This is a genomic window from Pseudomonas saudiphocaensis (assembly GCF_000756775.1).
Lineage (GTDB): Bacteria > Pseudomonadota > Gammaproteobacteria > Pseudomonadales > Pseudomonadaceae > Stutzerimonas > Stutzerimonas saudiphocaensis.
Map to the genome: position 1 here is coordinate 1,756,430 of NZ_CCSF01000001.1, position 13,544 is coordinate 1,769,973.

11 protein-coding genes are annotated in these 13,544 nt (G+C 61.1%); 6 read left to right on the forward strand and 5 right to left on the reverse strand.

Annotation, left to right across the window (positions count from 1 at the left end):
* Positions 1 to 71: 71 nt before the first annotated feature.
* The 3 genes from BN1079_RS08180 to BN1079_RS08190 form a co-directional block, all read right to left on the reverse strand.
* The gene (locus tag BN1079_RS08180; RefSeq protein ID WP_037023573.1) at positions 72 to 1,013 is read right to left on the reverse strand and encodes an AEC family transporter; all 942 of its coding nucleotides are present in this window, start codon (positions 1,011 to 1,013) and stop codon (positions 72 to 74) included.
* 299 nt (positions 1,014 to 1,312) lie between these two features.
* The gene (locus tag BN1079_RS08185) at positions 1,313 to 1,873 is read right to left on the reverse strand and encodes a response regulator transcription factor (RefSeq protein WP_037023575.1); all 561 of its coding nucleotides are present in this window, start codon (positions 1,871 to 1,873) and stop codon (positions 1,313 to 1,315) included.
* A gap of 34 nt (positions 1,874 to 1,907) precedes the next feature.
* Positions 1,908 to 3,161 (reverse strand): ATP-binding protein, encoded by a 1,254-nt coding sequence (locus BN1079_RS08190; RefSeq protein WP_037023576.1) that lies wholly within the window; start codon positions 3,159 to 3,161, stop codon positions 1,908 to 1,910.
* A 149-nt stretch (positions 3,162 to 3,310) separates the two neighbouring features.
* Here BN1079_RS08190 and BN1079_RS08195 point away from each other — a divergent pair, with 149 nt between their 5' ends.
* From BN1079_RS08195 to BN1079_RS08220, 6 genes are all read left to right on the forward strand, one after another.
* Positions 3,311 to 4,003, forward strand: a complete 693-nt coding sequence (locus BN1079_RS08195; protein ID WP_037023578.1) for an SIMPL domain-containing protein — start codon at positions 3,311 to 3,313, stop codon at positions 4,001 to 4,003.
* Between the two features lie 266 nt (positions 4,004 to 4,269).
* Positions 4,270 to 6,552 carry a TonB-dependent receptor domain-containing protein gene (locus tag BN1079_RS08200; RefSeq protein WP_037023580.1) on the forward strand — a complete coding sequence of 761 codons (2,283 nt, stop codon included), beginning with the start codon at positions 4,270 to 4,272 and terminating at the stop codon, positions 6,550 to 6,552.
* A gap of 156 nt (positions 6,553 to 6,708) precedes the next feature.
* Positions 6,709 to 7,302: a PepSY-associated TM helix domain-containing protein gene (locus tag BN1079_RS08205; protein WP_037023581.1), complete on the forward strand. Its 594-nt coding sequence runs from the start codon at positions 6,709 to 6,711 to the stop codon at positions 7,300 to 7,302.
* 9 nt (positions 7,303 to 7,311) lie between these two features.
* Complete coding sequence (locus BN1079_RS08210; RefSeq protein WP_037023583.1) at positions 7,312 to 7,815, forward strand: DUF2271 domain-containing protein; 504 nt, start codon at positions 7,312 to 7,314, stop codon at positions 7,813 to 7,815.
* Between the two features lie 15 nt (positions 7,816 to 7,830).
* A complete protein-coding gene (locus tag BN1079_RS08215) occupies positions 7,831 to 8,730 on the forward strand; it encodes a DUF4198 domain-containing protein (RefSeq protein ID WP_037023584.1) in 900 nt (299 codons plus the stop codon).
* Positions 8,731 to 8,816: 86 nt separating this feature from the next.
* Positions 8,817 to 10,352, forward strand: coding sequence for a sulfite reductase subunit alpha (locus tag BN1079_RS08220; RefSeq protein WP_037023585.1), 1,536 nt, complete (start codon positions 8,817 to 8,819; stop codon positions 10,350 to 10,352).
* Here BN1079_RS08220 and BN1079_RS08225 read toward each other — a convergent pair.
* Entirely contained in the window at positions 10,346 to 11,026 is a 681-nt protein-coding gene (locus BN1079_RS08225) for a Fe2+-dependent dioxygenase (protein ID WP_037023586.1), read from the reverse strand. The genes BN1079_RS08220 and BN1079_RS08225 overlap by 7 nt on opposite strands.
* A 57-nt stretch (positions 11,027 to 11,083) precedes the next feature.
* On the reverse strand, positions 11,084 to 13,300 hold the full coding sequence (locus BN1079_RS08230) for a TonB-dependent receptor (protein WP_037023588.1): 2,217 nt from the start codon (positions 13,298 to 13,300) through the stop codon (positions 11,084 to 11,086).
* Positions 13,301 to 13,544 lie beyond the last annotated feature (244 nt).

Below are 13,544 nucleotides of genomic sequence, written 5' to 3' on the forward strand. Positions count from 1 at the left end.
CTTAAGCGCTCGAGCCGATACCGCTCACATTGGGCGACGGCGGCAGCCGGGTCGTGCTGTCAAATCCGTCGCTATATCCACCCCAGCCAACTCAGCGCCAACAGGCCTGCGTTGATGGTCACCGCCGCAGACAGCGTAGTGACCACGATAATGGTCGCGGCCAGCTGATAGTTGGAATTGACCGCACGCGCCATGACGAAGCTCGCAGCTGCTGTGGGGCTGGCGAAATAAAGGAAGAGAATGCCCAGCTCCGCACCACGAAAACCCAGCAGCCAGGCGCCCAGAGTGGCAAACAGTGGCAGCCAGACCATCTTCATCAAGCTGGAGCTGATAGCCGTACCACTGCTTTCGCGCAGGGCGCTCAGCGACAGGGTTCCGCCGATACAAATCAGCGCCAGCGGCAAGGTCAACTGGGCAAAGTAGCCTGCCGAGGTCAGCAGCCACTCCGGCAACTGCAGTTGCCACCAGGCGAAGGGAATCGCCACCGCGACGCCGATGATCAGCGGGTTGCGCACAATTCCCAACAAGACCGAGCGCAGGCTGGCGTTGCCGCCGGGGCTGTAGATGGCCAGCACCACCACCGAGAGAATGTTGTAAATGATGATCACCAAACCGGCGAGCACGCTGCCCAGCGATAGCCCATAGTCGCCGTACAAGCTACTGGCCAGGGCCAGGCCGACAATGCCGTTGTTGCCGCGAAAGGCACCCTGCACATAGACGCCACGATCAGCTCGCGGACAGCGCCATATGGCCCAGCCCCAGGCAAAAAGGAAACTGGCGACAGTGGCCAGGACGAAATAGCCAAGCAGCGCCGGCTGCAACGCCGCGCTCAGATCCGCCTTGAGGATCGAAAGGAACAGCAGCGTCGGCATGCAGCCCCTGAACACCAGCGACGAGGCGCTGGCGATAAAAGCGCTGTCGATCCAGCCGATACGCCTGAGCACGACGCCGAGAAACAGCATCGCGAATACCGGAGCGGTGACGCCGAGTGTCTGAACAACAAGGGAAGACATGGATAGGCTCGGACAATGGGCTGGAGGGCGCTCCCCGGGTCATGGACGCGCGACCCGAACTACAACTGGAAGCCAGGCGCGGGAGTATCGCCTTTATGCTTATCGCGACTCGTCGGCAACCCGACCTAAGCACCGAGCGCTTTCTTGAGAACGGCCACGTCCAAGAAGGGACGGTAGCGAGGTGCAGCGCTTGTTCGCGGGCATGGCCCGCTCCCACAGGAGGCTGCACACACTCAAGCCGACGGCTTCATTTCTCGCCCGGCACGATCAACGCACACGTTCGCTACAGGTTCGGAAGGTTAGCGTCTGACAGGCCGCTTCTGCAATTTGCGCTGCAGGGTACGCCGGTGCATGCCGAGCGCACGGGCAGTGGCCGAGATATTGCCGTCGTGTTCGCCCAGCACACGCTGGATGTGCTCCCACTGCAGGCGGTCAACCGACATCGGGTTTTCCGGCACCAGCGTATCCAGATCCGCATGCTTGGACAGCAGCGCGGCAAGCACGTCGTCCGCATCGGCAGGCTTGCACAGGTAGTTGCAGGCGCCGCGCTTGATGGCCTCGACCGCCGTGGCGATGCTCGAATAGCCGGTCAGGATGAGCACTTTCATCTCCGGGTCCAGCTCAAGCAGCTTGGGCAGCAGCACCAGCCCTGAGTCGCCTTCCATCTTGAGATCCAGAACCGCGTAATCGGGCGTCTCCTGGCGGGCCATCTCCAGCCCTTCCTCTGCCGAACCGGCGATGCTGACATGCAACCCCCGGCGGGTCATGGCGCGCGCCATAACGCGAGTAAAGGTCGGATCATCATCCACCAGCAGCAGATGAGGCTGATCTTCGCCGTCGTGCTGCAACTCTTCGGTCATCTATGCATTCCTCGCAATTGGGTCACGTCAGTGATCAGGCCCGTACCGAGCCATGCGGCAGCCTCAGTTCGGTCAGGGCGCCGCCATCTTCGTGATTGTAGAGTTTCACAGTCCCGCCGGCACGTGTCACGCTCGCCTGACTGAGAAATAGTCCCAGACCGAAGCCTTTGCCCTTGGTGGTGATAAAGGGCCGGCCGATCTGCTCGGCAATTGCCAGTGGGACACCCGCACCGTGGTCACGAATGGTCAGCTTGATCCATTGGGCGTCCCAATCCAGGCGGATTTCGAGGTCGTCCGGGCTGGCATCGGTGGCGTTATTCAGCAGATTAAGCAACGACTGGCCGAGATCGGCCGGCGGCATAAGCCTTGGCGGTGTACCCCTGCCCAGGCACTGGAAGCGGAACGTCGCTTCCGGACGCATCAGATGCCAGCGCTGCATCACCGACTCAACCCACTCGCGTGCGTTCATTTCGACGATGGCCTGGCGGCGGTCCGCCTCGGCGGCGCGCACCAGCTGACGCAGACTGTCCTTGCAGAGCTGGACCTGGGACTGCAGCAGCGCAAGATCCTCATCCAGGTGCGGGTCGCGATGCTCCTGGCGCAACTCCTTGAGCAGCACGCTCATGGTCGCCAGCGGCGTGCCCAGCTCGTGTGCGGCACCCGCAGCCTGAGTGGCCACGGCCAGCAACTGCTGGTCGCGCATGTTTTCCTCGCGGCGCTGAGCCTGGAGCTGCTCCTGACGCCGCAACTGCTCAGCCATGCGCGCCACGAAAAAGGTAATCAGCGCGGCGGCCAGAGCGAAACTCAGCCACATGCCGTAGACCAGCATCGTGGTGCGGTCGACCGGCGGCACGATGACCGGGTCGTACCACACCAGCATCAGCGTATAGCCAGCCAGCGCCAGGCCGGAAAGAACGATCGAATACAACCACGGCAAGGTCGCCGCCGCGATCGTCAACGGCACCAGGTAGTAAGACACGAAGGGATTGGTCGAGCCGCCCGAGTAATACAGCAATGCGCTGTGAATCAGCAGGTCGGTTGCCAGATGGAAGGCATATTCCTGCTCGGTAACCGGCCAGGGGCCACGCAGCCGAAAGGCGGTCGCCAGGCAGATCAGGCCGGAAACGGCCAGCGTCACGCCCAGATGCAGCCACGGCAATGCGACAAGTTGAGTGGCATAGGCCAGCCCCACCGCGCCGGCCTGGGCACCGAGCACGAGGACACGAATAAGGGTGAGCAGACGAAGGTTTTGCCGGCTGGCCGATAGCAGCTGAACGGATGCGTACATAGGGTCTCCAAGCGATTCGCGAGTATAACCAAGCACCTCTGAAGGCACCCGTTCTGCGGCAATGAGACGCATAGAAAATCTGCGCAACCATTCACAACGGATTAAAGTCACAAGGCTGCAGCCTGCATAACAACCATTCAGGAGCCCACATGTCCGCTTTTTTGACCCGCCCCGTCGCCCTGCTGGCTTGCCTGGTCTGCATTCCGGCCCTTGCCGATGAGCCACGCTACAACCAGATATCCCTGCGCGCCGAAGCCACCAGCGAAGTGGCTCACGACCGCATGCATGTCACCCTTTACAGCGAAGCCCAGCATCAGGATCCAGCAAAGCTTGCCGCACAAACCACTGAGGTGATGAACCAGGCCTTGCAACGCGCGCGGCAATCCAAGGACGTGCTGGTCAGCCAGGGCAGTCGCAACACTTACCCGGTGTATGAAGAGAAAGGCCAGCAAATTACCGCCTGGCGCGAACGCGCAGAGCTGCGCCTGGAGAGCGGAAACTTTGCTGCGCTTTCCCAGCTTACTGGCGAACTGATGCAGAACCTGAAGATGGGCGGCATGCATTTCAGCGTCTCCGACCCGATCCGCAAACAGAACGAAGACACCCTGCTCAAAGACGCCATCACCGCCTTTCGCGCCAGAGCAGAGCTGGCCACTGAGGCACTGGGCGGAAGCGATTACCGCATCGTCAACCTCAACCTCGGCAGCGGCGGTGGCTACCAGCCGGTGATGCGCAGCATGGCGATGAAAGCCATGGACAGCATGGGGACACCCGAGATCGAAGCCGGCACCCGCCAGGTCAGTGTCACTGCCGACGGCGTTATTGAAGTGCTGATGCCATAAGGCACAACGGGGACCACAGAGCGAAGCGTTCGACCTCGCGCTTGCAGCAACTGCAAGCGCGCCTCTACCTCTCGCCAAGGCAGTTGGAATCACCCCAAACAGCCGAGAAACATTTTTTTACATTTAGCCAAAGCCTTGCAGTTCGGGCATTACAGCCCAACGGCGCAGACAAAACGCCATCGCAGCAATTATTTTGTAAGGAATTCCTATTCGCGAATAACTATCATGCGCGCCGGAATGATTCTCACCTACCACAGGATCCGCGCATGTACGCTCCGTTCGCTCGCTCAGCATTGGCCGTCGCTCTAATCGGCTGCAGTCTGCCTGCCTTAGCCAATAACGATCCGGTAAATCTGGACACCATGGTTGTCAGTGCTTCCGGCTTCGAGCAGAAGGTTACTGATGCTCCAGCAAGCATTAGTGTGATCAGCCAGGAAGACTTGCAGCAGAAGCGCTACAACAACCTGGCTCAGGCGCTGGGCGACGTGGAAGGGATTGATATCGGCCAGGGCACCGGCAAGACGGGCGGGCTAAACATCAGCATCCGCGGGCTAGAAAGCAAGTACACGCTGATTCTTATCGACGGCCGCCGGCAGAACGCTGCCGGTAACGTTACCCCTAATGGCTTCGGTGAAACCTCAACCAGCTTTATGCCACCGTTGTCGGCCATCGAGCGTATCGAAGTCATTCGTGGCCCGATGTCTACCCTGTATGGTTCCGACGCCATGGGCGGTGTGATTAACATCATCACCCGTAAGGTAGGCAAGGAGTGGACCGGCTCGTTCACCCAAGACTATACCTACCAGGAAGATCGCGATTACGGTGACACTCGCTCTACTAGCGTGTTCGCCAGTGGTCCGCTGGTCGACGGCCTACTCGGCCTGCAGGTACGCGGCAGCCTGTTCGACCGTGACGAATCTAACTTGGAATTTGCCCCAGGCGTGCCAATGAGCCGCCGCGGTGGCTCACCTGTAGAAGGTGGGAACCACACTATCGGCGGCCGCCTGACCCTGACTCCAAACGATGACCACGACATTTCGCTGGACGTTGAACGTGGCCGTCAATCGTACGAAAACGACGACTGCCAACTTGGCACTCTCGACGGCTGGGGTAATGGTCCCGCAGACCTCGGCTGCTCGGTTAGTGAGCCGACTCAAGCTAATGGCTACTCCGACAAGCTGCGTTTTGAACGGGATCAATATGCATTGACCCACACCGGCCGCTTCAGCTTCGGCACTCTAGAAAGCAGCTTGATGCATAACACCACTGAGACCATCGGTCGTACGATTCCGGGTGGAGCCCCTCTGGATCGGCGTGGCAACCCTAATCCACAGTTCAAGCCAATCGGCACGCCTTATGTAGGTTATCCATCCATCATCTCTGGGGATGACCGCGAACTCGAAACCACCAACCTGGTATTCGACAGCAAGCTGACCGCCCCCATTGGTGACTCAAACATAGCCACTGTCGGGGTGCAGTGGTGGAAGGCCGAAATGACGGACAGCCTGGCCGGTGAAGACTTCGAACAGACCACCCGAGCGGTTTTTGCAGAGAACGAATGGCGCATTCTCGACAACTTGGCGCTGACTCTAGGCGCTCGATATGACGACCATGAGGCCTTTGGCGGCCACTTCAGTCCGCGCGCCTACTTAGTATGGAATACCACTGACAATTGGACCCTAAAGGGCGGTGTCAGCCGTGGCTATAGAACACCTGACCTGAATGAGCTGCACAGCGGCATCAATGGCGTAGGCGGCCAAGGCAGCACCGTATCCATCGGTAACCCTGACCTGAAGCCAGAGACCAGTACCAACACCGAGTTCGGCGTGTACTACGATAACCTGGCGGGCTTCAATGCCAACGCAACGCTGTTTCACACCAAGTTCAAAGACAAGATTGATAGTGCAGGCTACGTATACGACCCACTCTGCGTAGGCAATCCAGCCTCCGGTGGCAATCCGCAAGATACTTGCAGCCAGACCGTCAACCTTGGCAAAGCCGTTACTCAAGGCCTAGAGCTGGCAGCAAGCTGGACTTTTGCTCCGGCCTGGACCCTGAGTGGCAACTATACCTACACCGATAGCGAGCAACGGAGCGGTGAAGATAAAGGTGCACCGCTGACCAACACTCCGATGCACCTCGCTAATGCCAAACTGGACTGGCAAACCACCAACTCGCTGAACCTGTGGCTGAAGGCGGAATACCGTGGCGAGCGAGCGCGTTTCACATCCAAGTACGACAATATGTACGACGGTGGGAACAAGACTACCAACCAGTCGATCTGGGACACTTTGGGACGCAACACCGACGCCTATACCTTGCTGCATTTGGGGGGCTCGCTCAGGGCCACTGAGAACCTGACTCTGAATGCAGCCATCTACAACCTGCTGGATAAGGAGTTCAACAAGGGCAAACCGTACGACACCTACTCGAATGGCGCCGTCAACGGTATCGGATATGGCACTGATTACGCCAACTTCGGGCAGTCCACCACTGGCATCGTACAAGAAGGCCGTCGCCTCTGGCTCTCAGCCAACCTGACCTTCTAGTAGAGCTGTGCACAGGCAAGGCCGGAGCCCAACTCCGGCCTTGCCACAACTGCACCACGACAACGAAAACGCGAACGTATGCTGTTTGTAAATCTTTAGCATCCAGCCCAAAAGCCTCTTAGAATCCAGCCACCTTCCCGTACACCAAGGACCTGCATGCAACTCTGGCTCGGCACCCTGCGCCAATGGCACTGGATCAGCTCTGCGCTGTGCCTGGTGGGCATGCTGTTGTTCGCCATTACCGGGATCACGCTTAATCATGCGGCGCAGATCGAGGCCAGGCCTAAGGTGGTCGAGCGCACCGCCACGCTGCCGGAGTCTCTGCAGCAGCGGTTTATGGAAGACCAACCGGTCAAGGGGCTGCCAGACGAGCTGCAAGCCTGGCTGGAAAACGAGCTAAGCATCAATCTGGCGGGCCGCGAAGCGGAATGGAGCGATGGCGAGCTGTATATCGGCCTGCCGCGCCCGGGTGGTGACGCCTGGTTAAGCCTGGTGCTGGAAACCGGCGAACTGGAATACGAATCCACCGACCGTGGCTGGATTTCCTATCTGAACGACCTGCACAAGGGCCGTAACACCGGCACGGCCTGGAGCTGGTTTATCGACATCTTTGCCGCAGCCTGCGTGGTTTTCAGCCTTACCGGGCTGTTGCTGCTGCACCGTCATGCGGGTGGTCGCCCAACAACCTGGCCATTGGTCGGGGCTGGTCTGGTCATCCCCGTATTGCTGGCGCTGCTGTTCATTCATTGAGGATGTGTCATGCGTAAACGCTTGCTGTTACCTCTTGCCTTGCTCAGCGCACCGTTGATGGCCGCTGATATGCAGATCGATGTGGAAATCCCGCGGCTACAGGTTGCCGAATACCACCGCCCGTACGTGGCGATCTGGCTGGAAAAGCCGGACCAGAGCCATGTCGCGGACCTGACGGTCTGGTACGACCTGAAGCTCAAGGACAAGGAAGGGGAGAAGTGGCTCAAGGATCTGCGCCAATGGTGGCGCCGCAGCGGCCGCAGCCTTGAGATGCCGGTTGATGGCGTTTCGGCAGCCACTCGCGCCGTCGGTACTCACCAGCTGATCTACAAAGGCAGCGACGCACCGCTCAAGGCTCTGGAGGATGGCGACTACAACCTGGTGGTCGAAGCCGTGCGTGAAGTCGGCGGTCGCGAACTGCTGCGCGTGCCCTTTACCTGGCCACAGGCCTCGGCAGCCAGCGCCCAGGGTGCCACCGAACTGGGTGCCGTCACCCTCACCATCAAACCCTGATCAAGGAAGCCGCACATGAACCGCATGCTGAAATGGACCGCCCTGGCCCTCGCCGTCACCCTGCCATTGTCCGCCCAGGCCCACCGCGCCTGGATGCTGCCCTCCTCCACCGTGCTGTCCGGTGAAGAGCCCTGGATCACCGTGGATGCCGCCGTATCCAACGACCTGTTCTATTTTGAGCATTTCCCGCTGCAGCTCGAAGGCATCGGCAAACCCCTGGAAATGCCCCGCGGCCCGCAGGCGGCTCAAGGCGACAAGCCGGCGCCGGCACCGATGCGCCGCCCGGCCAACAAGCTGGTCATCCTCGCGCCGGATGGCAACGAGGTGGAAGCTCAGAACGGCGCCGTCGGCCGTTATCGCAGCACCTTCGACGTGCATCTGACCCAGAAGGGAACCTACAAGCTGGCGGTCGCCAGCAGCGGCCTGATGGCCACCTGGAAGGAAGGCGAAGAGCGCCGTCGCTGGATGGGCAAGGCCGAGGATCTGAAACAGGCCATCCCGGCCAATGCCAGTGAGCTGCGCATCATCCAGAGCAACAACCGCATGGAAACCTTCGTCACTGCCGGCAACCCCAGCGACAAGGTTTTGGCCCCCACCAACCAGGGTCTGGAACTGGTGCCGGTCACCCACCCCAATGACCTGTTCGCCGGCGAGGCAGCAGAGTTCACCTTCCTGCTCGACGGCAAGCCGGCCCAGAACGTGGAGATCAGCGTGGTGCCCGGTGGCAACCGCTACCGCGACGAGACCGGCGACTTCACCGTCAAGACCGACGCTGAGGGCAAGGTCGCCATCACCTGGCCGACACCAGGCATGTACTGGCTGGAAGCCGAGTTGAGCACCAGCGAAGGCGTTGCCAAGCCGGCCACCGAGCGCCGCGCCGTGTACAGCGCAACCCTTGAAGTTCAAGCCCCCTGAGGCCAAGCGCTTCGCATCAATTGCACCCGGTAGGGGCCGGCTTGCCGGCCCCTCGCACTTCTGACACCAGCGCGGGATTCGCCCCCTTGAAGTCGCTCCCTCTGCTCGCCGGCCTGGTTCTGGCCATTCTCCTGTTCTGGCTCGAGCCGCCCCGCCTGGTTTCCGCCCTCCTGGTTCTGCTTGCCTGGTTGGCCCTGTGTTTTTACAGCTGGCGCAACTGGCGAAGCGGGCGTCTGCCGGTCGCCAGCACAAACAGCCTGCCGGTCGCCTATGCCAGCCAGGGTGGCCAGGCCCGTGGCATTGCCGAGCGCAGCGCCGCGCAACTTGCCCAGGCGGGCCTGCCAGCTCACGCGTTGCCGCTGGAAGCGCTTGATCTAAAGCAGCCACCGCCGCGCCTGCTGCTGGTGGCCAGCACCTATGGCGACGGCGAGGCGCCCGAGCATGTCGCACGCTTTGCCCTCCGTCTGGAGCAGCCAGGGCTGGACCTGCATGGCATGGAGTACGCGCTGCTCGGGCTGGGTGATCGCCAGTATTCAACCTTCTGCGCCTTCGCCCAGCGTCTTGACCACACGCTTCGCGCACGCGGTGCCAGCGCGCTATTCGATCGCCTCGAAGCCGATGCACTTGACCCGGCAGTACTGCGTCGCTGGCAACAGCAGCTTGGCCAACTGGCCGGAAATACCGAGTTCAGCGACTGGCTGCCAGCCGACTATCAACCGTGGACACTGGCCACACGCAAGCACCTGAACCCCGGCAGCCAGGGTGCGCCCCTGTATCACCTGCAACTGCTACCACCAGCGGATGGCATCCAATGGCAAGCCGGTGATATCGCCGAGATCGGCCCGCGGCAAAGCCCCGCACAAGTCGAAGCCCTGCTCAGCGCAGTGCAACTGGACGGCGCTACCCTGCTTGCCGAGGGCCGCACCCTGGCGGACGAACTGAGTTGCCGACAGCTGCCGGAAGATCCGCACAGCCTGCACGGGCTGCTTCCACAGCAACTATTGGAGCAGCTGCCACGCCTGGCGCACCGCGACTACTCCATCGCCTCACTGCCGGAGGATGGCCACCTGGAGCTGCTGGTGCGCCTGCAACAGCACGCCGACGGCCGCCTCGGCATCGGCTCCGGCTGGCTCTGCGCGCATGCAGCAAGCGCGGCCTGCATCGATCTGCGAATCCGCGCCAACCCCGGCTTCCGACTGCCGCACGAAAGCGGCCCGCTGATCCTGATCGGCAACGGCAGCGGTCTGGCCGGCCTGCGCGCGCACCTGCGTGAACGCGAACGGCTCGGCCAGCATGGACATTGGCTACTGTTTGGCGAACGCAATGCCGCCCATGACTTTCTGCTGCGCGAGGAGCTTCAGCGCTGGCAACACAGCGGACACCTCGCGCGGCTGGATCTGGCCTTCTCCCGCGATCAGGCCGAGCCGGTGTATGTCCAGCACCTGCTACGCGAGGCCGCCGATGACCTGCGCGGCTGGCTGGGCCGCGGCGCGAGCCTGCTGGTTTGCGGCAGTTTGCAGGGCATGGGCCGCGAAGTGGACGCCCTGCTCCACGGCCTGCTGGGCGAAGCCGAAGTGGAGCGGCTGCGTGAAGCCGGCCGCTATCGCCGGGATCTCTACTGAGCCCACTGCCGCAGCAGGTTGTGATATACGCCGGTAAGGCGAATGCTGCTGGCGTGATCAGCGCCCAGCTCCTGATTCAGCTGCTGGATGCTGGTATCCAGATCGAACAGCAAGGCACGCTGGGAATCCTCGCGCACCAGGCTCTGAATCCAGAAGAAGGAACTGACCCGCGCGCCCCGTGTTACCGGGTTGACCCGATGCAGGCTGGAGGCCGGGTAGAGAATCAGATCGCCGGCTGGCAACTTGACGCTATGGGTGCCGTAGGTGTCCTCTACAACCAACTCGCCGCCGTCGTATTCATGCGGCTCGCAGAAGAACAGCGTGGCCGAGAGATCGGTACGCACAAAGTCGCCGGTCGCCCTTACCTGGCGGATGGCGTTGTCGATATGCACGCCGAAGGATTGCCCGCCCTGATAGCAATTGAACAGGGGCGGAAAGATCTTGTTCGGTAAGGCCGCCGAGACGAACAGCGAATGCCGGGACAGCGCCTGCAGGATCAGCTCGCCAATCTGCCGCGCCTCGGGCGCATCCTCGGGTAGCTGCAGGTTGTTCTTGGCCATCGCCGACTGGAAGCCAGCCGTCACCTTGCCGTCGACCCATTTTGCCTGCTGCAGCAAGCGCCGGCATTGGCCCACCTGCTCGGCGTCGAGCACCTGGGGAACATGAAGCATCATCGAAATCACACTCCGAAAGGATCGCGGCGCCTAGAAGCACCGCAATCGTATGAGCCGTCAGAACGACAGGTTTGCCGTCAGGATAGCGGTTCGGCCTTCGCCGGGCACCAGCGCTGAAGAGCGAGCGTCCGAGCCGATGTTGCTACGGACCCGGTCGTAATACTCCTTGTCGAACAGGTTGCGCACGTTGAGCTGCAGGTTCAGGTTATCGCTGACGTCGTAACCCAGCATCGCACTGTGCACCCAGTACTCTGGCACCTTGGCGCTGCTGCTGACGGCGACGTTGCGCTCGCTGACATACTGCGCGCCGTAGCCGATCTCGAAGCCCATGGGCAGATCGTAGGTTGTCCACAGACTGAACGAGCGCGGCGGGGTATTGGCCAGCGCTTGCCCTTCCTGAGCGACATTCGCATCGGCAGCCTTGAGGATCTCGCTGCTCAAGACGGTGTAGTTGGCGAATACATCCCAGCGGTCGGTGAGCTTGCCGGAAACGCCGAGCTCAATGCCTTCTACGCGCTGCTTGCCATCGAGCACGACAGGATCGCTGATCACATCTCCGTCGATCCGCCCGTTGGTCTTGGTCACTCGGAATACCGCAGCATTCAGGGCCAGGCGGCGATCGAGCAACTCCCACTTGGTACCCAGCTCCCAGGTCTCGTTCTCTTCCGGATCCAGGTCCTGGGTGTCGGCGGACAGCCCCGAGCCGGTAGATGCGAGGTTCTCCGCAGAGGGGTTGTATGAATTGCCCCAGGCCAGATAAATGGCCCCGTTCTCGACCGGCTTGTAGACCAGGCCGAGGCGACCGCTGACCATATCGTCCGAGGACTCCAGCCGCTCGCTGGTGCCAGCGGTCAGGTTCTGCGTCCGGCCGCTGCCCTCGAAGCGCTCGTAGCGCAGGCCTGCGTTTACCTGCCAGTGCTCACTCAGCTCCAGCGTATCAAACAGGTAAAGTGCGTTGCTATCGAGCTCGGTGCTGACCCGCTGCCCCGACACCTTTGCAACTGGCCCGCCCCAGTACCCCGGAGGATTGCCAAGGTCATAGACCGGCCAGGCGGTTCCACTGGGTAGGCCACTGCTGAAGGTGTCGCGGCTGTAGTCTTCACGAGATACTTCGACACCAGTGACAAGCGTATGGGCAATGCCGCCGGTGTTGAACCGCCAAGACAGGTTGGTCTGGTTGATCAGCAACTCGGTGCTGTAGTCACGCCCGTGGCCTTGCGGCCCGGCGGGGCGGTAGGAGCCCGTCGGCACGCCGACGGTGTTCACATGCGCAGCGGAGATGATCGTCAGCCGCTCGGTTTCGGAATAGCGGGTGAGGTTGCTGATGCTGATGCTATCGCTGAAGTCGTGATCCAGGCGGATGGTGAACGACTCGACATCGGTTTCCTCGGTGTCGATATCGCGAAAGCCGAAGAAGCCATCTCGGTCGACACCTGACAGCACACGTCCGTCGCGTGCCGGCAGGCCGTAGTCAGGCATGTCCTTGTCCGACTGGCGGAAGTAGCTGAGGTTGAGGCGCGTCGGCGTGCCCATGCCGAAGGTTAGCGACGGTGCGATGCCCCAGCGCTCGAAATCGATGTGATCACGCTGGGCCATATCGTTCTCATGGCCCATCAGGTTCAGACGGAACACCGCGCCCTCCAGCCCTTCGAGAGGCTGGTTGATATCGGCGGTCAGGCGCTTGTAGCTATCGGTGCCCACGCCGAGCGTGGCGTTACGAAAGGCCGAGGCACGCGGTGTCTTGCTCACCAGGTTGATCGAGCCGCCAGTGGTACCAGCCCCGGAATAGACCGAGCTAGGCCCCTTGACCACTTCCACCGACTCAAGATTGAACGCATCGGAACGGCTCGATTGCGCGGTGTCGCGCAGTCCGTCAATGAGGATGTTGGAGTTGGCACTGAAGCCGCGGATATTGATGCTGTCTCCCAGACCTCCGCCGCCCTCGCCTGCGGCGAAGGTAATGCCTGACACATTGGAGAGCACCTGCCGCAGGCTCAGTGCGTTCTGCTCCCGGATAAGCTCCTGAGGCACCACCGTGACAGTTTGCGGAGTATCGAGCAGCGGTGCGGTGTATTTCGGCGAGGAAGCTTGATCCACCTTGTAGCCTTCTCTCTCACCGGTCACGGTGACGCTGTCCAGCTCGACCTGATCACCACTTCCGGATTGCACCGGCTGCGCTATCCCTGCTCCTGCCCAAGATGCGACGGACAGCCCCACCGCCGTTGCCAGAAGATGCCGCTGGGCGTACTTGAACTTGTTTTTCGCCTTGATCATGAGAATCATCCTCGTTTAGAAACCGCCGAATAATAAACGAGAATCAATATCATTCAATCTTTATTGGTTTTTTGTGTCATTTTTTCTCAGCTTTCTGAACGACTGTTTTTTCAAAGGACTGCTGGTGCTCAAGGCACGACGAGCATCCAATCATGTGCCCATACGAAAATGCCCCGGGCATCACGCCCAGGGCATTTGAACAGCAAACCGGAACAGATCTAGGTCTGTTTCCAAGCATGGCTAC